The organism is Pseudoalteromonas ardens, from assembly GCF_030125445.1.
GTDB classification, from domain to species: Bacteria; Pseudomonadota; Gammaproteobacteria; order Enterobacterales; family Alteromonadaceae; genus Pseudoalteromonas; species Pseudoalteromonas ardens.
The window spans coordinates 271,207-293,129 of the sequence record NZ_JASJUV010000006.1 but is presented as its reverse complement, the minus strand read 5'-3'; the positions used below and the strand labels follow the sequence as shown (position 1 = coordinate 293,129).

22 protein-coding genes are annotated in these 21,923 nt (G+C 47.7%); all 22 read right to left on the bottom strand.

Annotated features, from left to right (window positions below):
- Positions 1 to 1,464, bottom strand: coding sequence for a PfkB family carbohydrate kinase (locus tag QNM19_RS18570; protein WP_284027067.1), 1,464 nt, complete (start codon positions 1,462 to 1,464; stop codon positions 1 to 3).
- Positions 1,452 to 2,336, bottom strand: coding sequence for an SDR family oxidoreductase (locus QNM19_RS18565; protein WP_049866498.1), 885 nt, complete (start codon positions 2,334 to 2,336; stop codon positions 1,452 to 1,454). The genes QNM19_RS18570 and QNM19_RS18565 overlap by 13 nt, the downstream gene beginning before the upstream one ends.
- Positions 2,315 to 3,376 carry a Gfo/Idh/MocA family protein gene (locus QNM19_RS18560; protein WP_049866499.1) on the bottom strand — a complete coding sequence of 354 codons (1,062 nt, stop codon included), beginning with the start codon at positions 3,374 to 3,376 and terminating at the stop codon, positions 2,315 to 2,317. The genes QNM19_RS18565 and QNM19_RS18560 overlap by 22 nt, the downstream gene beginning before the upstream one ends.
- Positions 3,357 to 4,631 carry a class I SAM-dependent methyltransferase gene (locus QNM19_RS18555; protein ID WP_284027066.1) on the bottom strand — a complete coding sequence of 425 codons (1,275 nt, stop codon included), beginning with the start codon at positions 4,629 to 4,631 and terminating at the stop codon, positions 3,357 to 3,359. Before QNM19_RS18555 ends, QNM19_RS18560 begins: the two co-directional genes overlap by 20 nt.
- 17 nt (positions 4,632 to 4,648) lie before the next feature.
- On the bottom strand, positions 4,649 to 5,869 hold the full coding sequence (locus tag QNM19_RS18550; protein WP_284027065.1) for a DegT/DnrJ/EryC1/StrS family aminotransferase: 1,221 nt from the start codon (positions 5,867 to 5,869) through the stop codon (positions 4,649 to 4,651).
- Entirely contained in the window at positions 5,866 to 6,810 is a 945-nt protein-coding gene (locus QNM19_RS18545; protein WP_049863691.1) for a Gfo/Idh/MocA family protein, read from the bottom strand. The genes QNM19_RS18550 and QNM19_RS18545 overlap by 4 nt, the downstream gene beginning before the upstream one ends.
- Positions 6,794 to 7,330: a WbuC family cupin fold metalloprotein gene (locus QNM19_RS18540; RefSeq protein WP_049863690.1), complete on the bottom strand. Its 537-nt coding sequence runs from the start codon at positions 7,328 to 7,330 to the stop codon at positions 6,794 to 6,796. Before QNM19_RS18540 ends, QNM19_RS18545 begins: the two co-directional genes overlap by 17 nt.
- On the bottom strand, positions 7,327 to 8,106 hold the full coding sequence (locus QNM19_RS18535; RefSeq protein ID WP_049863689.1) for an AAC(3) family N-acetyltransferase: 780 nt from the start codon (positions 8,104 to 8,106) through the stop codon (positions 7,327 to 7,329). Before QNM19_RS18535 ends, QNM19_RS18540 begins: the two co-directional genes overlap by 4 nt.
- Positions 8,096 to 9,379 (bottom strand): hypothetical protein, encoded by a 1,284-nt coding sequence (locus QNM19_RS18530; RefSeq protein ID WP_049863688.1) that lies wholly within the window; start codon positions 9,377 to 9,379, stop codon positions 8,096 to 8,098. The genes QNM19_RS18535 and QNM19_RS18530 overlap by 11 nt, the downstream gene beginning before the upstream one ends.
- A gap of 39 nt (positions 9,380 to 9,418) precedes the next feature.
- Positions 9,419 to 10,561 carry an FkbM family methyltransferase gene (locus QNM19_RS18525; RefSeq protein WP_284027064.1) on the bottom strand — a complete coding sequence of 381 codons (1,143 nt, stop codon included), beginning with the start codon at positions 10,559 to 10,561 and terminating at the stop codon, positions 9,419 to 9,421.
- A gap of 6 nt (positions 10,562 to 10,567) precedes the next feature.
- Entirely contained in the window at positions 10,568 to 11,530 is a 963-nt protein-coding gene (locus tag QNM19_RS18520) for a radical SAM/SPASM domain-containing protein (protein WP_049863686.1), read from the bottom strand.
- Between the two features lie 24 nt (positions 11,531 to 11,554).
- Positions 11,555 to 12,586 (bottom strand): zinc-binding dehydrogenase, encoded by a 1,032-nt coding sequence (locus QNM19_RS18515; protein WP_049863685.1) that lies wholly within the window; start codon positions 12,584 to 12,586, stop codon positions 11,555 to 11,557.
- Complete coding sequence (locus QNM19_RS18510; protein ID WP_049863684.1) at positions 12,583 to 14,406, bottom strand: class I SAM-dependent methyltransferase; 1,824 nt, start codon at positions 14,404 to 14,406, stop codon at positions 12,583 to 12,585. Before QNM19_RS18510 ends, QNM19_RS18515 begins: the two co-directional genes overlap by 4 nt.
- Before the next feature lie 80 nt (positions 14,407 to 14,486).
- Positions 14,487 to 15,482: an aminoglycoside phosphotransferase family protein gene (locus QNM19_RS18505; protein ID WP_284027063.1), complete on the bottom strand. Its 996-nt coding sequence runs from the start codon at positions 15,480 to 15,482 to the stop codon at positions 14,487 to 14,489.
- Positions 15,479 to 16,069, bottom strand: a complete 591-nt coding sequence (locus QNM19_RS18500) for a hypothetical protein (RefSeq protein ID WP_049863682.1) — start codon at positions 16,067 to 16,069, stop codon at positions 15,479 to 15,481. Before QNM19_RS18500 ends, QNM19_RS18505 begins: the two co-directional genes overlap by 4 nt.
- Positions 16,066 to 16,986, bottom strand: a complete 921-nt coding sequence (locus tag QNM19_RS18495) for a transketolase family protein (protein WP_049863681.1) — start codon at positions 16,984 to 16,986, stop codon at positions 16,066 to 16,068. The genes QNM19_RS18500 and QNM19_RS18495 overlap by 4 nt, the downstream gene beginning before the upstream one ends.
- A complete protein-coding gene (locus QNM19_RS18490) occupies positions 16,983 to 17,786 on the bottom strand; it encodes a transketolase (protein WP_284027062.1) in 804 nt (267 codons plus the stop codon). Before QNM19_RS18490 ends, QNM19_RS18495 begins: the two co-directional genes overlap by 4 nt.
- Positions 17,787 to 17,793: 7 nt before the next feature.
- Positions 17,794 to 18,486 carry a class I SAM-dependent methyltransferase gene (locus tag QNM19_RS18485; RefSeq protein WP_284027061.1) on the bottom strand — a complete coding sequence of 231 codons (693 nt, stop codon included), beginning with the start codon at positions 18,484 to 18,486 and terminating at the stop codon, positions 17,794 to 17,796.
- Positions 18,464 to 19,453 carry a GDP-mannose 4,6-dehydratase gene (locus QNM19_RS18480; protein ID WP_049864844.1) on the bottom strand — a complete coding sequence of 330 codons (990 nt, stop codon included), beginning with the start codon at positions 19,451 to 19,453 and terminating at the stop codon, positions 18,464 to 18,466. The genes QNM19_RS18485 and QNM19_RS18480 overlap by 23 nt, the downstream gene beginning before the upstream one ends.
- Positions 19,446 to 20,057, bottom strand: coding sequence for an SIS domain-containing protein (locus tag QNM19_RS18475; protein ID WP_049864843.1), 612 nt, complete (start codon positions 20,055 to 20,057; stop codon positions 19,446 to 19,448). The genes QNM19_RS18480 and QNM19_RS18475 overlap by 8 nt, the downstream gene beginning before the upstream one ends.
- Positions 20,054 to 21,001 carry an NAD-dependent epimerase/dehydratase family protein gene (locus tag QNM19_RS18470; RefSeq protein WP_049864842.1) on the bottom strand — a complete coding sequence of 316 codons (948 nt, stop codon included), beginning with the start codon at positions 20,999 to 21,001 and terminating at the stop codon, positions 20,054 to 20,056. The genes QNM19_RS18475 and QNM19_RS18470 overlap by 4 nt, the downstream gene beginning before the upstream one ends.
- A gap of 93 nt (positions 21,002 to 21,094) precedes the next feature.
- Positions 21,095 to 21,820 carry a cytidylyltransferase domain-containing protein gene (locus tag QNM19_RS18465; protein ID WP_082225457.1) on the bottom strand — a complete coding sequence of 242 codons (726 nt, stop codon included), beginning with the start codon at positions 21,818 to 21,820 and terminating at the stop codon, positions 21,095 to 21,097.
- Positions 21,821 to 21,923: the final 103 nt, after the last annotated feature.

Below are 21,923 nucleotides of genomic sequence, written 5' to 3'. Positions count from 1 at the left end.
TTAACTGAACGAGTCCTTGACGGCTTTTTCTAGTATGCTGGATGACAGAGGCGTATTCCCCAATGACGCAACCTGACAGGCTGCTGCCAGGCTACCAAGGTAACAGGCTTGCCATATGTTGGCACCCGCAACCAGCGCCAGCGAGCTTGCCGCAAGCAAGCAATCACCAGCACCTGCAGGATCAACAGCGTTGGGATTGAGCGCCGGTAAGCGATCATTTTCCCATTTTTGTACAGGCAGATCGGGTTTATGCACCAGTATGCCTTCCTCGGCCAGGGTTATCACCAAATTTTGGCTCTGTGTCTTTTCGATGAGCTTTTGCGCCAGAATCACGAGACCATCATCGGTATTATTCAGTGCTACGCGCACTTCTCGTTCGGTCGGGGTTAGCAAGTCCATCCCACAGTAGCGTGAAATGTCACCCACCTGAGAAGAGGTCTGGCTATCCGCAACCATACGAATGTTACGCTGCTGACATGCGGCACTTAAGCGCTCTACCAGAGGTTGAGGCAATACGCCATAATTGAAGTCGGAAAAGACCAGGAGATCAGTGGTATCGAGCTTTTTCTCGATGGCGCTGTAGATTTGTTCCTGTAATTCTCGTGCAATTTTATGCTGTCTGACCTGATTAACGCGTAACAGCGTTTTGTTACCGGCCCGGTACCTGGTTTTAAGTGGAGTCGGGCGGCTTGGATCGGTAAAGAAAAGCGGCTCCACCTGATAATCAGAGATATTTTGCGTGGCGTAGAAAGCGGTATTATCTTCACCCAATACAGAAGCCAGTGTCACTGCTTTAGCACCCAACGCTTTAATATGTCCCGCGGTGATGGCTGCACCACCAAGAAACTTGTCTTTACGATTTGGGGTCATCACAATTGTCGGATCTTCCTGCGATAAGCCAACCGCTGTCCCTTGTACATACTCATCTACGATGACTTCGCCAATCACCAGTACACGTAAGGCTCGCATACTGCTAAACAGACTGAGTAAATCCCCTTGTGTTACCCCGTGACGTTGCGCAAATAATTTGGCTTCCTGATAGTCAAAATTACGTCCTACCGGGGAGGTGCGACGAATGTAGTGGTCGGCATTGGTCTCAAACTCACCGGAGCCAAACACCAGCTTACCCCCATATTCTTGTAGCGCACTCAACTCAGCATTATGGCGGGTTTCAAACTCTTTTCCCTTGACGACAATGGCAGGTCGATGTTGCTGTACAACCTGTTCGGGTGGCTGGTCAGTCAAAAAGGCTTCATTAACACATTCAAGTGATTGCACAATTTCTAAACGGTGCTTTTCCTTAACCCTGCTTTTTACGGTCATCGCTGAATCGGTATTGATTGCGACAATGAGCTCATCACCACAGTCTCGGGCAAAGTTGAGTAACCTGATATGGCCCGGGTGAAGTACATCGAAATTACCTTGTACTAACACGCGTTTTGGTTTTTGAGTCATTTTTTCCATTGCCCGATACCGGTTTCAATACAGCTTTGCACTGGTGTGAAAGTGAATTCAGAAAAGAGTGCAGAGGGTATCATGGTTGTGTTCAGGGGACGTTTACCACTTGGGTCCAAATCTGAAAAACGGATTGCTTGCAGCGGTGTGTCACTGCGCAATGCGCTGGCCATCATCTGTGCTAGATCATAACGGCTAAACGATTGTGGGTTACAAAAGTTAAAGAGGCCTTTGGCGTTTAGCGCTACCAGCATGTCGACAGCTCGGACAATATCTTTTATGTCAGTTGGGTTAAAAATCAAATCAGTGGCAGCCTTTACCGGCACACCAGCGTTTATCTGGCCTGCGATATCATTGAGAATAGTACCGTCTGCACCTGGGCTGCCTATGATTTTTGCAAGGCGTAGAATACAGGCCTGACCCTCAGTGAGTGACATTAGCGCGTTTTCAACACAGCGTTTTTGTTTGCCATATTCGGAAACGGCTGGTGCTGAGCTATCGTCGGTATAGCCTCCCGTATCACCGGTAAAGACATTGTCTGAAGAGACAAAGATAATCGGGATCTGCTGTTGATGAAGCGCCTTGATTAAGGCTAGTGTTGCTTCCACATTTACTTGGGCAGCTTTTTCCGGCTCAGCGTTAATGGCGCCAATGTTGGTGAGTGAAGCGCAAATAATGGCAATGTATTGGCATGAAGTATCCAGCGTTAGATCGGACAGCGTATGCTCCTGGAGCTGAAACTGTTGCATACCAGGTTGTGGATTATGGCCGTAAGTGCCAATCGAATTCGGTCGTGTTGAAACGAAATGGCGATATAAGTGGCTGCCCAGCAGCCCACTGGCACCAAATATAATCGGTGTTAATTGCTGATCTTCTGCCATATTGCCTCTGCAAGTTGAATGTCGGATAGTGCCTCACTCGCAGCGATGGGGCTGCTAAGGTTTTGTTGTTTCAGTGCCTCAAGGAATGCCTGAGCCTGTTCTTTAAATGCCCAGGACCAGGGGACCTGATACTGTGTTTTTTCCGTGATGTCACCGTTGCGTTGTAGCTCGACCTGCGCTGGCACATTACGTAACAGAGCCGGCGGCAAAGTGATCTGTAACTGACCATGCTCAAACACAAATGTGCATTGTTCCTGCCAGTCTTTTTGATCTACTTCACCGGTATGCAAAGTGACAAGCTGGCGGTCAGTACGCAAAACACACACATGAGCTTTTGCCGACAAAAAGTTAAAGTACTCTACTTCCATGTCACAGTTTAGAAAATACCTGAGTAAATTCAATAAGTGAGAGTGGACGTTGACATAACGCGCGAACAGCGGGCGATGTGCATTCGTGAGCCAGCTAGGTGCAAAGTCTGCCTCATCGGGCATCTGCGGGCGTGCCTGCTGAGTGTGAATATAACCCCCTGCTTTGCAATAGCTATCGCCCATGTAGCAGTGTGCGTTGACCTGTAGCAACTCACCTAACTCTTGATTGTCGATCAGCTGGGCAAAGACGGCCTTCGCTTTGACAACGCCTGCATCAAATCGTTTCATGTAGCCCACGCAGTAAACAAGCTGTCGGGCTTTAGCCAGCTCGACTAATGCACTTGCATCTTTACTGTTACCGGCCATGGGTTTTTCACTGAACACATGTTTTCCGGCAAGCAAGCAATCTTTGACGACTTCTACAGTGTGAGCACGTGCTGTTACCACGATAACGGCATCGATGTCATCGTCTTCAAGCAGTGCACGATGATCGGCATAGGTCTTATTAAAACCAAATTTGCTGGCAACTTGTGCCAACAACTCTGGACGTAGATCCGCGATACCATGCAGCTCACAATCGTCTAGTTGCGCATAGTTCTCAATGTGCGCGACCTGGCCAATGAAGCCGGCCCCAATGAAGCCCAGTTTTATTTTAGCCGATGAAGTCTGCATAGTTCTCTTTCGTGATCAGTACAACTTGCGGTGTTAAGGTTAAAAACGCGCCACCATGTTCAAGGTAATCCAGGTGCTTTTTGACAATGGCTTTGGCATGGATCCAAGCCAGTATGACTGTCAACGTTGGCATGGTGTCCATTAACTTTGCCGTTGGCTCAACGAGAATACTGTCTCCCGGTGTATAGCGTCCCACCTTTTGTGAATGATCGTCGTAGATTTCTGTGATATCCGCGCCAATGTCATATTGCGTTAACAGCATAGGGCCGCTGCGCGCCGCGCCGTATGCTGCAATGACACCTGGTTGGTGCTTGGCAATCAGGGCTTTTGCTTGCTCTTTCATGGCATCAAAACGTGCAACGAATGCATTCATTGTGGTCATACTGTGCAAGTCGCAGGCGTCTTCTTGCTCAATCATTTGTGCAACTGATGGCTGAACCGGACGAGGGCCTGATTTATGCTGCGCAAACCCTATGATGGAGCCACCCTGAATCGAGACATGTTCAACGTGGATCACTTCCAGTCCTTCTGTCGCGAGGAAGTTAATCATTGGTTTGAGAGAGTGGTTACACAGATGCTCATGAAAGATGGTACCAATGAGCATCTTGTCTATGATGTCTTTGAGATAGGATACTTCAAACACAAATAAACCATCATCCGCCAGGGTTGTTGCAATGCCTTTGAGTAGATCTCGCATTTCGTCGGCATGTGCAAATACGTTAAATGCAGTCACCAATGAGGCCTGACCGTGTTGGTTAACAATTTTTTGTCCGTTTTCGGCCGTCATTAAATCCGCGATTGTTTCGATACCGTTGCGGGTTGCCTGAGCGGCAATATCGCTGGCAGGATCAATCCCCAACACTTTGAAGCCTTTTTCTTTAAAGCACTTTAGGAAGGTGCCGTCATTACTGCCTACATCCAGCACAAAGGGCTGAGGAAGTGGACCATACTTGTCTAGGATCAGCTCTGACACGTCTTTAAAATGGTCAATGATCCCCTGAGTCTGGCCTGAATGGTAAGTGTAATCAGCCCAAAGGTATTCCGGGTCGACGACGTCAAGGATTTGCACGTGGCCACATTCATTACAAATGTACAAATCAACGGGCAAAGCAGGTGCAGAGGCGTCAGTTTTATTCTGTGCATACTTTTCAGCAAGCGGCGTCGGCTTAAATGGAATAGCAACCTGAACATCTTTGCTAAGACAGAGACGACAGTTATCGCGCAGTTGAGTTAATTGTTGAGTGATTTTATTCATGTACAGTGCTCTTTGATTTAGGCGTGGCGAAAGCAACGATCAACTTTGGTGATCGCAGCCACAATCATGCTAACGTGCGACGCGTCATAGTTCTCATTAACGTATAGATTAAATGAGGTATCCCGGGCATGAGTCGCATTGGGGGTTGTGACCGGTTGCTGTGTAAAATGTTCGTGTGACCAGTGCCAGTCTGCAACAAGGAATTTGTAGTCTGGATTCATCGGTACTCCCTCAGCAACCAGGGCCTGACAGTACTCTAGTTTATCGACATTTAATCGTGAAGTATCGACTTTGACTTGGATAAAAAACGGAGAAGGATCACCTTGCCAGGCAGAAATATTGCAAATATCCGAATGACTGTTTATCGCCTCGCGTAATTGCGTCATAGCACGGGTTCTATCTGTGATGGTTTGGTCCAGGCGCTGTAAAGAGGCCAGCGTCACCGCACAGCTGAAATCATTCGTGTTCCAGTTTAAAGCAGGGAATAAGTGCTGTGCCGGATTACGCTCGACATATTCATCAGACCAGAGCGGTTTGCCACGGTCAGAATGGGCAAGTGCACTATGGTATAAATCCTGGTCGCGACAAAATACCAGACCTCCGCTGCCAGGCGAGGCGATATTTTTTCGGTACATAGTGGATGTAGCCATAATGTCACCAAAGGTGCCGACTAGCTGGCCATTTAATTTGGCACCGGGCGCTTGTGCACAGTCTTCCAGTACTTTTATGCCCCGAGCACGCGCTTGTGCCACAATAACGTCAGTGTCAGCAACAGGCAGGCCGCCACAATGTACCAGCATGATACAACGTGTTTTTTCTGTTAGTTTTTTTTCAATTTGTGGCCAGCTGGTATTGAAGCTATCTGGCGCAGCATCTGCTACAACAGGCACCAAATTCTGCATGATAATTGAATTGAGAGGGCCCGCGTCAGTCACAGGTGAAATAATGACTTCGCTGCCTGCAGGCAGCTCAAGTGCTGCCAATGCAACATAGACGGAAGCAGTGCCTGTCGCTACCGCGACGCTGTAGCCGCCACCCATATAGTCAGAGAAGGCGCTACACAATTGGGCCTCGAACGGACCCCGGTAACAGGGATCTTCATCTCGTTCCCGATAGTAGTCAAGCACCGCCAGTACCGCTTGTTCTTCACCTGGACCAAAGGCTTTCCTCGCAGGAAAGGGGGCGCTAATAGCGGGGCTTCCACCATACAAAGCCAGTTCATTGAGGTTATGACTCACAATTTTACCTCTCTTCGTTCGTCAAGTGCGCGATCTGCGGCTTCCAGAATTTCAATGACCCTGACGCCCTCAGAAAAATCTGTCAGGCTGTTGTTGCCTGTGCGTACTTTGTTGACAAAGTGGGTCAGAGATTTTGCCAGAGGCAGTGTCGGATCGACCGCGATTTCTTTATTATTTTCTTTTAGTGGAACGGCATCTCGGTCAACGAATTCGAACTGCTGATTGGTCGCAGAGACTGTTAGCATGCGCGTTTTGTTGATCATACCGTTACCAGCCTGGATGGTCGCTTGTGCTCCATTTTCGAAGCGGATAGCGACAGTGACCAGCTCCCTTTGCTCCTGGTCTTGTAGCTCAGGCGCTATGTTATCGTAACAGGCTGATATACTTATCGGCCGAGACGCGATAAGTTTGAGGCTGGCGGCAATAAAGTGTGGGGAGTACTCCCAAAGCGGGCGCATAATCGCACGACGCGGATAGGCTGCGCCTATCTTGCCGCTGACAGAAGTGACAGGCGAGTTCAAGCGTGCCGCAATCTCAACCACTGCCGGGTTATACAAATCTATGTGGTCAATATGCACAATGCTCTGATGGCGTGTCGCCAACGACAAAACTGTGTGCGCGTCCTGTGCAGACAATGCGAGCGGCTTCTCCATAAATAGTGGGATACCCAGAGGCAACAGCAACTGCGCGAGCGGCAGATTAAGGTGCGGTGGCAGTGCTGCGACGACACAATCGAATTCATCACTGTAGGTCACCAGCTCATCCCAGCTGGCCAATATCTTAGTCTGCTCCGGGAGCAGGGGGGCAACTTCGCTATTACTGGTAACAACATGGGAAAGCTGGACATCAGACACTTCATTACGCAGTGTTTTTACGATTGCTTTTCCCCAGCTGCCAATCCCAACAACAGCCACTCTAATGGTTTTAAACTCGGAACTCATTTAACTCTCTGATAAATTTATCCACGGCAGCACGGTCTTCCGGAGCAGGTGAAAAAGGCGCTGTCTGGCTTGTATAGTCTGGGACCCACGGGCCTGTCAGTACTTCATGATAAATAACGTATTCGCTCCTGGGTACCACTGTATGATAACAAGGGCTGGTAACTTTATGAAAGAACACTTTATTTTCATCTGAAGCATGTACAGGTGCGAGGGCCGTTTTGCCAATGATGTTTCCTGCATCATCGAACGTAAATACGTCCATCTGACCCTCAATCATGTGATAGGACTCCACGACCCCGGTAGGGTGACGATGAGGAGGAAAGTAACTCATGCCATGCAGGCAGATGATCATCTCCTGAATGGCTGCTTCATGGCTTTCATGAAGGCAATATCTGAAGCGACCATTGTGCGCGTTGGCTGCTAGCGTTTTTAGTTCCGCCAGGTGCTTTGTTGTTAGCTGTATAATGGGAGCCTGAATGTACTGAGCACCGGCGCTGGTCGCAGAGTGTGGTTGTTTCATAGTGTATTTTGCATATATGAGTGACAGGGCAACGTCGCCAGTGGTGAGCGTTCAAACTCGGCCCGGACAACCTCTGACAGGGCATGTACTTTGAGCAACGTAATTGGGGTGTCGCCGTATAGAGCAACTGTTAACGCGTTCATGTTATGCAGTGCGTTACCAAATTGATGAAAATCCCTGACGCTACGTGTGTGACGATGCAAGTTGTACTCAACTACCTCTTCATTTGTTTGTATCAGTCGATAATGCTCAGTCTTACTTTGCAAAAACGCATCAAAGTTAAAGTGTTCTTCAAAGTAATGTATATAGGTGCAGCTCTCAAGCGCTACCCCAATGAGCAAAATATATGCGTCGTCTTTTAGTGTGGAGTTTTCTATCAAGCCATAGGGGCTTGAATCGGAGCAGGGTCCAGGGTTGAGGTGATGTCCCTGCGTTAAATGCTCTGCGTCAGGTCCAGCAATTGCAACTGAATGAGTTGGGTGTAAACTTCGGTGTGTCGCAAACTGTGTTCTGAATAGCTCTGACAATATGCCCGTATGTGACGGGGTTGCTTTAACATCGAAACAATTTTGTGTTTTCGTGACAGTGCGCCAGGTCATTGTTGGCATAATGACGTTGCCCTGATGTATGTAATTGAGCAAAGACTCACATAACGAAGCAGCTTGAACACCTTGTTTACTCAAGCCACTGAATGCGCTGTGTACCATGAGTGTACTTGAGGATTTGACACCCATAGGTTGCAATAGAGTTGTAATTAACCACTGCTCAAACGTCATTGGTATTGCACTCCAACATCTGACATTGGTGATTAAAGGCTTGCTGTATTGACTCGAATGTTTCGACTTCAAAAGGGATCTGGTGAAGCCCATTTTGTGCAAAAAACTGTTCTTCTCCGATTTTAAACCCTGCCGTTTCCAGCGTATTTCTGGCCGTTGCAAAGTGATTATCATCGATCGGTGAGTAACGTATCGAGGAACACCCTTTTAAAAAGTAATACGCAAAACTGGGGCCACCAGAAGAGCTCAGGTTGATGTAAGCTGCATCGTACAAAGCGATACGCAATGCAAAGCTGATTGTTGCTGCTGGCACTTCAAAAGCCAACTGGCTAAGTGGCGTTGCATTGAGACATTCAGAGGTATCTCGTAGCAGCACAGGGAAGTAGGTGTCAGTGTCGAGCGACTGGAGGAATTCAACCCAGGGACCCACAGGGGTATTTCGCTCAGGGTGTGTGGGCGTGTTTCTTAAGGTGAGGGTGACCAGTTTTTTGTTCTGTGCATGACAATGATCCAGCAGTGTTTGGACCATACTCGCCGCTGCGGGTTGCACCTTAAGTTCAGGCATCGGGATCCCATCTTTATAGTATTCCTCAAGCTTAAGCAAGCCATGGGCTACACCTGCTTGGGTGGTCAGAATATCCTCGGGAAACAGGTTTAATTTGCCCGCCATTGTGGGGTTAAGGTCTGCTCGATTGATAATGTCACTGCAACCAATATACGAAGGCAGACTCTCAAAAATGGGCTTGACGATATTGGCGATACGCCAACTTCTGTCATCTTCTGTGTAGTTGGCATCGAAAGATAACTTATTGCCGCCGGGGTTAGCGGACAGCATATAAAAATGAATATACTTGAGTTTACGCTTAATCCTTTCTGCCTCGGCGACTGCGGCAAAGCTCAGCGCGTCATAGCAGGGCAGGTTTACTTTCATATCGTACACGACATGTAGCGTCTGCTCTGTGTCACCCGACTTTCGAATGGTGTTTTCACAGCTCAATACCTTACAGTGAGTGATATTATAAAAATAGATTGCTGAGAGTGAGAACCCATGCTCTACCAGAGCATTGACAATGTCGTCCACAAACATAGAGCAAATGATGATTTGGATGCCCGGGGTGTTGTACTGTGCACTGAGCGCTTCGAGGCTAAGGATAGGCTTGTCGTTATAGGTGCCACCACCCTGAGTGGTTGCAAAAATAGCATCCGGGTAAGACTGTAGTAACGTGTCCGTTACGCTATTGATGCCATACAGGACAACCTGTGGAGAGTTCATAATCAAATGCCTCGAGTAAATGCGTTGTAATGAGTGTGTTTATAGCGGCACTGCATACAGCACCGTTTCTACCAGGCCGCCATCATGTTGTCTTAAATAAAACTGGTAACGACCTGGCGCAATGTCTTCGACTTGCTTTTGTAATGAAAAAATATGTTCAGGCTGGTGGTAGACGGAAATGGCCAGCAGCGGCAAGTTACGCTGGATAGTGTGTGTGGCGCCTTCCAAAGCAAAGGGCTCGAATGCTTCGATGTTCATTTTTATCATGCTTGGCGCGAAGTCAGTTAGTTCACTGTCTAACGTGGTGATATCAATGCTTAATTCGCCCGTTTCTGAAAATAGTGAAGCCCTGTCTTTATTTGCTGAGAAGCCCAGTTTAGTCACCCTGTTGCCGACGCCCTTATTGACACACTCAACAAAGCCAAAGTGGGCCATATTTTCGCTCAGCCGTGCAAATGTGGCGGGGTCGGGTTCAAAGGCATATGCGCCTTTCACTATGTCTGGATAGCGATTGATGTGCAAGGCAACACTGTCGCCGTCGAAAGAACCACAATCTACATAGTGGCTGGCAAAACGAGACAGATCGATCCCCGTTGGCAGATACAACTCCCAATCAATGTGGGGCTCCATGACACTGGGGTCGCCATGCAGGCGATAATCCAAGCAAGAAGCCAGCACGCCAAGAGATAAATCATCAGCCAGTTTGCCTTGCAACGCTTTGAGTGCTGATACATTGTTCAACAGGGTTTCGAGCATGTTTTCATGGAAAAAGTGCGGCTCGAAGGTTTGTGGGTAAAGCAACTGAAGATGCATAAACGTGTTCACTGAGCTGGCATGCATCTCTTTACAGGTGTTGTAGGCTTTACAGGTTCTGTGTGTGGCCAGGATCACGTGGCGCGATTCGATGTTGCTTTTACAAAATGACTGAACCCGATGCTGCTCATGCGCCAGCTGGCCTATCTTTGCCTGGTTCATATCTACAATCTGGACATCTTGTGCATTGAGTGACTCAAAGATACTCAATAATCGGACCCCTTCATCAGCCGCACCTACGATAGTGACAGGCTGAGAGAGGAGTTCATCAAGTGTGACATTCTGCGCTCTGAGTGTTTCACGCAATGTGTCGCTGTGCTTACCATCAAGCTCACACAGTAAGGATTCTAAATATTTCGTATTGTCCATAGTAATCTATTTTTTCCACGTATTTAATCTGTCCAGGCGATTATAAAAAGTAAACTCGGCAGACTTACGTATCAGGAGGTTACCTTCCGTTCGCTCTTCATACTGGCTCGAAGCCCAACGGTCGCAATTTTTGCAAAACGGCACCTTGTCCCAGTCGCCATTCTCGTGGTGTCTACGAATTTCATTGAGCTTCTCGCCTTGCCAGACGTTTTTGACACCTTCCTGGACCGCATTACCGACCACTACATCTTTAAACCCATCAAGGCAGCATATGGAGACATCACCATTGGTGTGGATTGTCATTGTTTCGTATAGTTCAGCACAGGGAATGCGTTTGCTTTGGTCTATTTCTATATTCGGAAATTTACCTTCCTCAAATACTTCTCCAATTCTCACGAAATCAACGATCTGGGTCCACTTTTCAATGAACTCGGCTTCTTCGTGTAGATTTTCAGCCTGCTTTGTAAACGATACCCCAATTCTGGGTGACGGCGCATCTCCTCGGATCGCCAATAATTGTTTAACATGCTGTTCAATCTTTTCTAGTTTCTCGACGCCACGAATCTTGCTAAGTGTCTCATTTGTTGTAGAGTCGACACTGACCGTAATGCTATCAACGTCTATTTCAACCAGGTTTGCGGCCATTTTTTTGTTGAGCAGCAGGCCATTTGAGTTCATTGATATTTTAAAACCCCTGCGTTTCATGCTGTTAAGGTGCATCAAAATATCACGGCCCATGAGGGGCTCACTCCACAGTCCAGGCCCAATAGTTTCTGTATGGCCCTCAATTTCATCGAGAATTTGCTTGGCGTCCGTTACCTTCATATTTTTCTTGATGATTTCCAGTACCTTTGGGTCATCTGTGTTGCCATGAACGACACACATGGGGCACTTTAAGTTACAGTCTGAACTCAAATCCATCAGTACTCTGTTGGGGTAGGGTTTCAGTGGTAGCTTATATTTGCTCATCTTTACCTCCGACACGGATCACGATTAAATCTCTATCAACGCGCGTATGATTTTTTTGTTGTGTAAGTCGTCCAGTGCGATATTGACGTCCTCTAACGGGTATGTGCGCGTTATCAGGTCATCCAGCTCAAGTTTTCCTTCGTTGTACAGTGCAATAAATTTGGGAATATCGACATCCGGTTTGCTGGCTCCGCCCCAACTACCACGAATAGACTTCCCTCGATGGAATGCGTGAGGCTCCAGTGAGATTCTCTCATCATCACGTGGATGAGAAGCGAAAATACACTGTCCGCCACCATCTTTGACCGATTCAAATGCTTGCTCGATTGTGCGGGTTTGGCCAGACGCTTCGATACTGTACTCGACTCCCTGGCCTTCGGTAAGTGACTGAATCGCCGCAACGGGGTCTTGTTCTAATGCATTAATGGTATGTGTTGCGCCAAGTTTCTTCGCCATTGCCAGCTTTTCTTCCGTTACATCAACGGCAATCAGCATGCGAGGCTGACCCAGCTTTGCTGCGATCAACGCGCTCATACCTATCCCGCCGAGACCAAAAACGGCCAGAGTACTGTTTGGCAGAGGCTGCAACTCATTAAAGACTAAGCCTAATCCGGTAGGCAGGGCACAGCCCAGCAGCACAGCTAGCTTTTCCGGGAAGTCGTCTGGTAAGGTCACCAGTCGGTTTTCGGCAACAATGGTTTTTTCGCATAGCGTGGTGGCACTGCCTGAGTTAATCAGGTAGTCCTCATGGGGGTACTTGCCACCAGGTGCATCCAGCCCGTCACCCTTGATCCAGCCAATGACGACTTTGTCGCCGGGTGACACTTTAGTGACACCTTCACCTATGGTTTCGACAATACCCACTCCTTCATGGCCGAGTAAGTGAGGCAAATACTTGTCTTCACCTCTGCCACCTTGCACTTCCATTAGCTGTGAATGACACAGGCCGCTGTATAAGAGTTTAACTTGCACTTGCCCTCGCGTTAGCGCGGGCATTTGAATGCCGTTGATGATTTCCAGAGGTTCACCGGTATTGAATAAAACAGCGGCTTTCATGACTTCCCCTTATTGGCAATTTTTTTAAAATAGTAATAGTTGCTGATTGGCTTGTGTGCCTCGAAGTCTGGGACATCCGGGAAGGCATATTCGAGCAGTTCATAATCGGTAGAAACAAGCTCAAAGCCAAAATCGGATACCAGATCTATAAACTCTTGTTTGGTCCAGGCATTTTGATGATTGAATTGAAAGTCGCTTTCAGTCGCACGGACTTTCTGTGTCAGAATCTTTGAAATCTCATTAATCGATTCTATCTTAAGAATCTCAGCGTATTGCGTACTGGAAAGCTTAGCTGGTCCGCAGTAACCTGCGCGACTGGATGTTTGGTTTTTGTATAGGTGCCCGTAGTCAGCATCCCAGAAACTGGTAATGACATTGGCAGCATGAGAGAGCGCGCATTCAGGATCAACACCATACTTTTGCCAGCACTGCAATAGCGCTTTTGACTGTGAGAATTGCTCGAAATATCCCATATTGCCATTGAGACCTGCCTCCCTTGCTGAATCAAAGTCCGGGATCTTGATTAACAGATCGCCATCGTGTTGCAGGATCCGCCAGCTTTCTGTCAGCAAATTGGTCAGTGTTTCATGGTTGATATGCTCAAAGAAGTGTGACGAGTAGACTAAGCTACAACTGTGATCTGAGTTGGGCAAACGGGTGTCTGGTGTAAAGCTAATTGGCTCAATGTTGGCTCCGTCGCATTCGTCGTAGCAAATCCAGTTTTCACCATTAAAGTTAGCGCCGCCCCCCAGGTTGACTTTGTATGCCCCGCATCGTTGCCAGGGTTTGTAAGGAAACTCAGACACCAAACCGACTTTACGGACCTGAGTATCTTTGTATTGATTGGTCGCCACAGTGAGTTCGCACACCAGTCTGTTCAGTTTATCTGTAGACAGTCCACGGTGCTTGAGACGACTGTTTTGGAAGAGTAAGAAGGTCCCTTGTGGACCCTCAACCGTCACCTGACTACCATCCTCCAGTTCCATCATGGTTGAGCCTGTGTCAGCAGATGGAGGGGTAATATAAAGCAAAATCTTTTTCACTGGCTTTGGCATGTTGTCCAGGTGTAGTTTGTTTGAGCCGACATTGGAATTTAATACTTTGGCAAGTTTAGTGATACGGCTATTGACTACTTTCCAGTGGCTTCCGAGTTGTTCTGCGATTTCATCATAATGTTGTTCCAGAAACTGTTGGATCAAGGTTTGTGCTTCAGTGGTGATCTCAAGCCGTTGTAAATCTGAGTTTTGCTCTCCTAACGCGTTAGAGAAGTAGTCAAAATCTTGTCGGCTTGACTCCAGGGTATGATGTTGTTGCGGCAATGTGTCACATAAAACGCGAAAGTTGTCGGCAAATGCTTTGTCTGATACCCCGATATAGAACCCCTGTTGCTGCAATTGAGAACCTGTCCAGGCCTGCTTTTTTCTGTATGAGGATTCTGCTAATGATTGATATTCAGTCCAGGCAGACTCTGAAATATAGAGCCTGTTCGTCACATTCTCGCTGTAGGGCATGAGTGGGATCAACTGAGATTTAAACTGCGCGTTGTGCTTAACAAGGGCATGTTTAATCTCGCTGTAAAAAGAAATGGAAGATACCACAACAGGGTGTGTGACTTCTTTTAACTCATAAGCACTAAGTACTTCTAGTGGCTCAGTTTTTGCCTCTCTGTCGAGGACTGCAAGCGGGGCTCTCAGGCCTTTTTCTTCTACATAACGCAGGATATCCAAGCCGCCGCCGCCCGATCCGTAAACATAATAGTCTTTGTCTGATAAATTGTTTTCTCGATAGACGATTTCAAATCTCGTGGTAATTTCAGACATAGTGTTCCTCATTTTCTCGATAGGGCAAGTATCAATGCCTTTGCGCACGCTCAGTACTGTGACGCATAGCTTGATGCATTTCAGTCACACAAGCTGGCTGCTGACTCGATGTTTGATGCAATTGATGTAAAGTATTTTTGGCTTTTAATCAATTGCATGGCCTTTATTTCTTCTAGTTCACTAGGTTTTAAGCAATTTCTGTTCCATGAAAACTGACGGCGACTTTGCACATCGCCAAGAAACTCATTTAACATGATTAAACACCATTTCAATTGAGTCAGTTCTAATATTGTCAGGAAAGTATCCTTTTGGTTCGGGACATGTTCAAACAAACGACTGGCGAAGAAGACATCCAGGGAAGTCATATCTACAGGCACTGCTGGCTGTGAGAAAAAATCACACAAGAGTTTCCAGCTGGTATCTATGCCTGCATATTCAAAGTCGAAGAAGACTAAGCCCTGGTTCGTTTGCAATGCATTATGAAAGCCGAAGTCAGAAGGAGATAAGACCTTTCTTGTTTGCTTGTTTTTCGCATCAGCGGGCAAGCGACAGAGCAGCTTGTTCGCCCGAGTCTGGATTTGCAGCAGCAGAGTGTTCAGGGCCTGGTTATCTTGCTGTGGCTGAAATCTGGCCAGTCGTTTCTCAATGATGCTATAAAACCCATACAGGGAGTCAGGACTCTCCGAGGCGATATTCAAGTGTTCTCGGGACTGAGGAATGGCATTAATGCGCTCAAGAAATTGCAGAGCGCTTTTGACTGAATCCGGTTTGGCCTCAGCGATGGGCTCACCGTGAATAAAACTAAAAAGGCTGACGTACGCTTGTGGGTTGTAAGCAATGGGCTCTGGCACAGATGTGACAGCGTTTTGCCAAAGGTATTGCGAAAAGCCAAACTCGTTAGCGAGTTTGTGAGCTGAGTGCGAGTGGTTGGGCGAAAAAGACTTCAAAAACCAACTTGCGTCATGCGACACAATCTTATAGCCGCGATTATTTGCACCGCCAGAGAGTGCCGAAATAGTAAAGTTTTCCGTACCTAACTCGTCTTTTATCCAGTAGCGAACAGCATCATTTATCATAGCTTATCCGGAATATCAGACCAGAGCTGAACGGGTACCAGAGTCGGATCATTAGACCTGGTATTAAACAGCACCTTTTTACACTGAGCAGGGAACAAAGCATGATTGAATATGGATTCAAGATCATCGACAAATATTTCACAGTCAAGTGTACTAATGCGTAAAAGCTTGTCTTCTTTGGTCTCGTTGAAAAATAGGTCTGTTTTTTCGAACGGAGCATCGATTTTACCGACAAAGCCATTGGCCTCTAACCAACCGGTGGCAGCGACATGAAAATCTACGCGTTCGCCTATGATAGGGTAGCGTGTTTTGTGTGAAATCAGCTTGAGAGTATGCCCCTGTTTTCGCCATTGTTTGAGTGTGTCGAGGCAATCCGGGTAAGGCCGTGCCTGAGTAATTTCTTTACCGTAAACGATGCCTTGTAGCTCAGTCCATTTGGCTTCGTTACCCAGGTCAATAAAGTACTGTTTTACTTCATTTTTGCTTTGACCTACAGACTCTGGTAACCAGCCCAGTGCACAGCCGACGCGATAAAACACGCCGGTGTAATCGGCAATGGTGTTATCAAAATCAATACCGATGATCACACCACACCTCGCTCTGATAAGGTACCCATAATATCAGCCACAGTCAGGCCTGCTTTCGCTCTGGCATCCGCAGTGGAATGCACCTGATCAATAAAGCGGTCAGGGATCCCGAAACGGTGAACCCGTGGCCAGTTTGCTTGTTCGCTGAAGTATTCCAAAACAGCGCTACCAAAGCCCCCGCTGACATTGTGCTCTTCAAGAGTGATCACATGGTCAAACCGTGTCATTGCGTCGTTCAGGTATTCTTCGTCGAGCGGTTTTACGGTGTGGAAGCTCACCAGTTCCGGTGACACACCACGTTCGTTCAATGTTGTAACTAACTCTTGCGCCAGTGGCATAATGGTACCGGTACTGAGTACCGCAATGCGTTCACCGGGGTGCATGATATGCACTTTGCCAAAGGTAAGGGCTGGTTTACCCTCGTGCACTGCTGGCTCATTCTTTTTCCCAATTCTGAAGTAACAGGGGGCATTGAGCTCGATCAACTGTGGCATGAGTTGCTCTAGTTCGTAGGCATCAGCCGGGCAGATCACGTGCATATTTGGCAAGGCGCGCATCAGGGCAATGTCTTCGAACGAGTGATGCGTCGGGCCCAGGTTAGCATATGATAAACCGGATCCTGTGCCGACGATGATCACGGGCTGATTTTGATAGGCGATATCAATTTTGATCTGTTCAAAGTTCCGTGATGTGGTAAACGGGGTAATAGTATAAATAAAGGGTTTATGGCCCATCATCGCACTGCCGGCGGCCATTGAGGCCATATTGGCTTCGGCTATCCCGGCATTGATGGTACGATCTTCGGCAAACTCCTTTAAGGGGTTAAATAACCTATTGCCGATATCAGCGTAATAGAGCAATAGCGATTCGTCGTCTTTAGCAAGCTCAGTCAGGACTCGTGCAAATGCGTTTCTCATAATACTCCAAGCTCCTGTTTAGCTTCAGCAACTTCCTCTGCTGTTGGAATACGGTAGTGCCAGTTGTTGTCGTTTTCCATGAATGACACGCCTTTTCCTTTGACTGTGTCGGCGACAATGCACACAGGTTGTTGAATGGGTTTTGCCGCTTCGAGTGCCTGCTCCAGCGCATTGAGATCATGACCATCGACGCGTATTGTGTGCCAGCCAAACGCGCGCCATTTCTCTTCAAGTGGTTCAAGGTGCATTATTTCAGTACTTTCACCTGTGCCTTGTAGCTTGTTAAAGTCAACAATCGCTACCAGGTTACTTAAGCGCTTACCGGCTGCAAACATCGCAGCTTCCCAAACAGTACCTTCATTGAGCTCACCGTCACCTATAAGCACGTAAAAGCGGTTTTTAGCGCCCTTGAGCCGGGTGCTCAGTGCCATTCCGGTTGCCAAAGATAATGCATGACCCAAAGAGCCAGAGACCGTTTCTACACCAGCGGGGGCATGTATTCCCGGGTGCTCTTCAAACTGACTGTCAGTCTGGCCATGTTCATACAGAGCGGCGGGAGAAAAGTAATCACGATAGGCTAGGGTGGTATAAAGTGCACTGGCGGCATGCCCTTTACCGAGTAAAAAGTAATCTCGTTCTGGGTTGTCTGGGTCGCTGGGCGTGATGTGCATTGTACGCCAGTACAATACGGTTAGAATATCAACGCAGGACAAACAACTGCCCAGATGCGGTGTTTTAGTCTGGCTGGACACGTCACACAAGGTGTAACGTATCTGCGCTGCGATGGAGTTCAAAGTCATAATATGCCTAAGGAATAAACCAATAAAAATCGCCAGTGTAACCGTTGTCACGGAAGAACTGCTTCCAGTCATCCACATGCATAATCGTCTTGGCTGTCAGTGCCCATTCCATCATGCGCTCTTTTTCTTCGTCGTTGCGATAAGCATCAACGGTAATAAAAGACTTGCCACGGCTGACGCGCTCAATTTCACGCAGTGCCATGGCGCACTCATTTTCTTCCAGGTTATGAATGGTGTTGATTGACATCACAACGTCAAAGCTATTGTCTTCATAGGGCAGCGCTTTGGCATTGCCCTGCGTCAGCAGATCTTTGACTTCTTCTTTAGCATGTTCCAGTGCGTATTCTGAAATATCCAGTCCGCGCAATGTCATACCTGGGATCAGTTGCTGCAGGTCGTACAGCATAAAGCCTTTTGCACATCCCACGTCTAGCAGGCTAGAGTCTGCATCGAGGCCGAAGTGTGCTTTGAGATCCGGTACCACGGGTTGCCAGAAACGGGGGAAGTAACTAAAGCCACCATAACCATAGGTACGATCGCCATCAAAGAAGTCCTTGCCGTATTGTCTGGCAATTTCACGGTCCGCTTCGGTGATCACGTTGGCGCGGCCTTTGGTGTCGCGCTTAGATTTAGGGTAATTTCTTAATAAATCGATTTCTTGTCCGGACATGGGGATCTCACGCTTTATGAATGTAGTCATGGGGTAATGTGCTAAGTTCGCTCTGATACTGTTTCACCCAGGCGATGGTGCGCTCCAGGCCATTTTCCAGCGAGACTTGATCCTGCCAGTTGAGTTCTGAGCGGACCTTGTTGCTGTCAAGCAGGTAAGCTGCATCTTTGCCGAGGCGGTCTTCTGTGACAGCGCAGACCTGTTCAAAGGGCACTTGCAGCATATCGCAGATAAGCTCAACCAATGCGCGAATGGTGATCATGCGCTCGGTCGAAATATGATAGGTCTCACCCAGTGTGCCTTGATTGCCTATTTTTAGTGTGGCATCTGACACATCATCGATATGAATAAAAGAACGGGTTGAGTGACCGCCGCCGTGCAGGGGTAATACCTTACCTAACAAGGCAAACAAAATGGTTCTGGGGATGATGCGATAGAGTTGCTGACCTTCACCATACACATTCGCTGCGCGGGTAAATAATACCGGGAACTTGTAGACATCAAAAAACGTATGCAAGCTCATGTCTGCCGCAGCACGCGACACCGCATAAGGGGTGCTGGGTTGGTAGTTACGGTGCTCTTGTACCAGGCCTTCGCAGCTACCGTAGACCTCTGGCGTGGAGATATGCACGTACTTGTCCAGGTGGTCCAGATCCTTGAGTTGGTTATGCAGTTTGATGGTTGAGACCGCATTGGTCATAAACCAGTGTTCCGGATATTGCCAGCTTTGTCCCACCATACTCTGTGCAGCAAAGTTATAGACAGTACTGACTTTATGGCGTTTGATGAGCGCCATGATGTCGTCCAGCTGGTGGTTCAGGTCGAGCTGATGAAAGTCTGGCTGGTTTGCCTGCCATTTGTAGGGCAACAGCGCGTTATGGGGTTCTGCTGAGCGGCTGACAGCCAGCACTGAATGTTCTTGTTTTAGTAAATGGGCGCAAAACGATGCGCCCGAAAAGGAGTTACTACCGAGTACAAGGATTGGCGCATTAGCCATGATTGAGCTCCTGATAGAGGGCTTTCATTAATATGTGTCCGATCACCACCTGGGTATCCTCGGAGATTTGCATGTCCTGGATAGAAAAGTGAAATGCCTGGTCGACCAGTGGCTTGGCTTTACCGCCATCAAAACCGAGTATCCCGACTGTATGCATACCCAGCAATTGAGCTTGCTCTATGGCACGAATGATGTTGCCAGAATTGCCGCTACCAGAGAGCACCAGCAGGACATCGTGTTTACTTGCTTTGACTTTGAGCTGATGGGCAAAAATGTTGTCGTAGCCGATGTCATTGCCAAGGCAAGTTAACACTGAACTATTTGCTGCCAGCGCTTCAACTTTGAGGGCATCTCCCTGGGGGTGAACACCAAATGTAAAGTCGTTCGCAAGGTGGATGGCGTTGGCCGCAGACCCGCCATTACCACATAAATACAAGGTACCGCCTTTGGCTTTCATATCCAGTAAAGTACTGACCAGCTGTTTGACTTCATTGCCATCGAGCTGAGTGAGCACCTGACTCAGTGTATGCACATAGTCTTCGGTCAGGGCGACAATGGGATCCCGGCGTGGGATTGGGGCGACGATGCCTTGTTGCTTGCTCATAATACTTCCCGCTGCATCCATTTAAGGTTATAGAAGCGATCTTCATTTTTTAACTGGCCTGCGCGATACGCGGCGATCAGCTCTTCAATCGCAGTGGCGACATTTTTAGTTGGCTTAAAGCCAGTCTCAAGGAGTTTGTCTGAGTTGATGCGGTAACATCTTGGGTCGTTTGAAGGTGTCACTTCAATGTCGCACTCAACCTGAGCTTTTACCATGTTCGCGATATCCATGATGGAGATATTCTCAAAGCCTGCATTGAACACCCCACTGGTTTTCTCTGGGTTTTCCAGCATATAGATATACAGGTCAGTAATATCGTCGATATGAATGTTTGGCCTTACTTGCGCACCACCAAAAACGGTGATTTTACCATTCTCAAGTGCCTGCATTGTCAACATATTGACGGACACATCAAGTCTTTGGCGGGGCGATAAACCACACACAGTGGCAGGGCGAACAATTTGTACAGCCATATCGTCGGCATAGCTTAGTAGCACACGCTCGGCGACCATTTTGGTTTTGTTATATTCTGAGATGGGCTCTAAAGTTAAATCTTCAGTGACCTGCTCTTCATCTTTCACACCATAAACACTGCCTGAAGAGGCGTAAATGAATTGCTTGATACCGGCACGTTTCGCTTTGTCTGCCAGCTGCATTGTGGCCAGTGCGCTTACTTCCCAGGTCAGTTTAGGGTCCAGGTCTCCACAGGGGTCATTGGCAATCGAGGCCAGATGAATAATGCTGTCTACACCACCCAGTTCAATGTCTGAGGTATGACGCACGTCACCTTTAATCACAGTGAGGTTTTCGTGTTCAGGCAGGAAGTTACCGAACCATTGGGTGTCCAGCGCGATAACCTGGTAGCCTTTGGCGAGCAGCTTAGGTACTAATACCGTGCCTTTATATCCGGTGGCACCGGTCACTAAAACGGTTTTATTGCTCATTTTTCTCTCTTTTTGAATATTTTAATCACCCGGTATGACAATGCTAACGCAAATATCGTGCCTAAAGTGCAGATGTCAAAGACCTACTCTGTGCTAAACAGTTTTCTGTTCAACGTGCTTATTTATATCGGCAAGGTGGGGGTAATTCTTTAATGTTTCTAATAACTCGCTGTAACCAAAGTCGAGGCGATTATCCAATTGCTGATAAATTGCCTGAATTGCGGTGTAATCATCCGGCTCATCTAATGTCAGCCGATAATGGCTGTGGTCGTCGCCTGCACTGATGATGTGGCTATTCATGGTATTGAACTTTGCCATACCTAAAGTGACATGCTCTCTGTCTGGTGCGCTGGTGGCGAGCTGGTGCGTGCGTGCCAGCAAGCGAAATGCGAATACACAGGTGTCCAGACCGCGAGGAAAGCCGCTATGTGGGCCGAGGCTGACCATATCTACATCATGATTGTGGTAGTAGGTGATGGCTTGACGAACCAAATCAGCATCAATGAGAGGACAGTCACTGGTTAGGCGTACAATGGCGGTATTGTCTTGTGCACCAAACTGACGGGCTGCCAGATAGTAGCGGCTCAGTACATCTTCCGTACTGCCCTGAAAATACTTCACTCCAAGGCGCTGACACAGAGCAACAATAGGATGTTCGCTGCCATCGTCGGTCGTTGCAACGATCACATTTTCCGTCAAATCTTGAAGTCGCTCCAGCATCACTTGCAGCACAGTGCTATTACACAGAGGCAACAGCACTTTGCCGGGTAGTCGTGTTGAGGTCATTCTTGCCTGAATAATGATCTGAACTTTATTCATTGAAGTCATTGTTATCATTGTAATTGAGATCAATATAGCAAATGATTACACTCAAAGACAGAGACAAAGTGGCGTTGAAGCGCGCGAACCTATTGACTTTGGA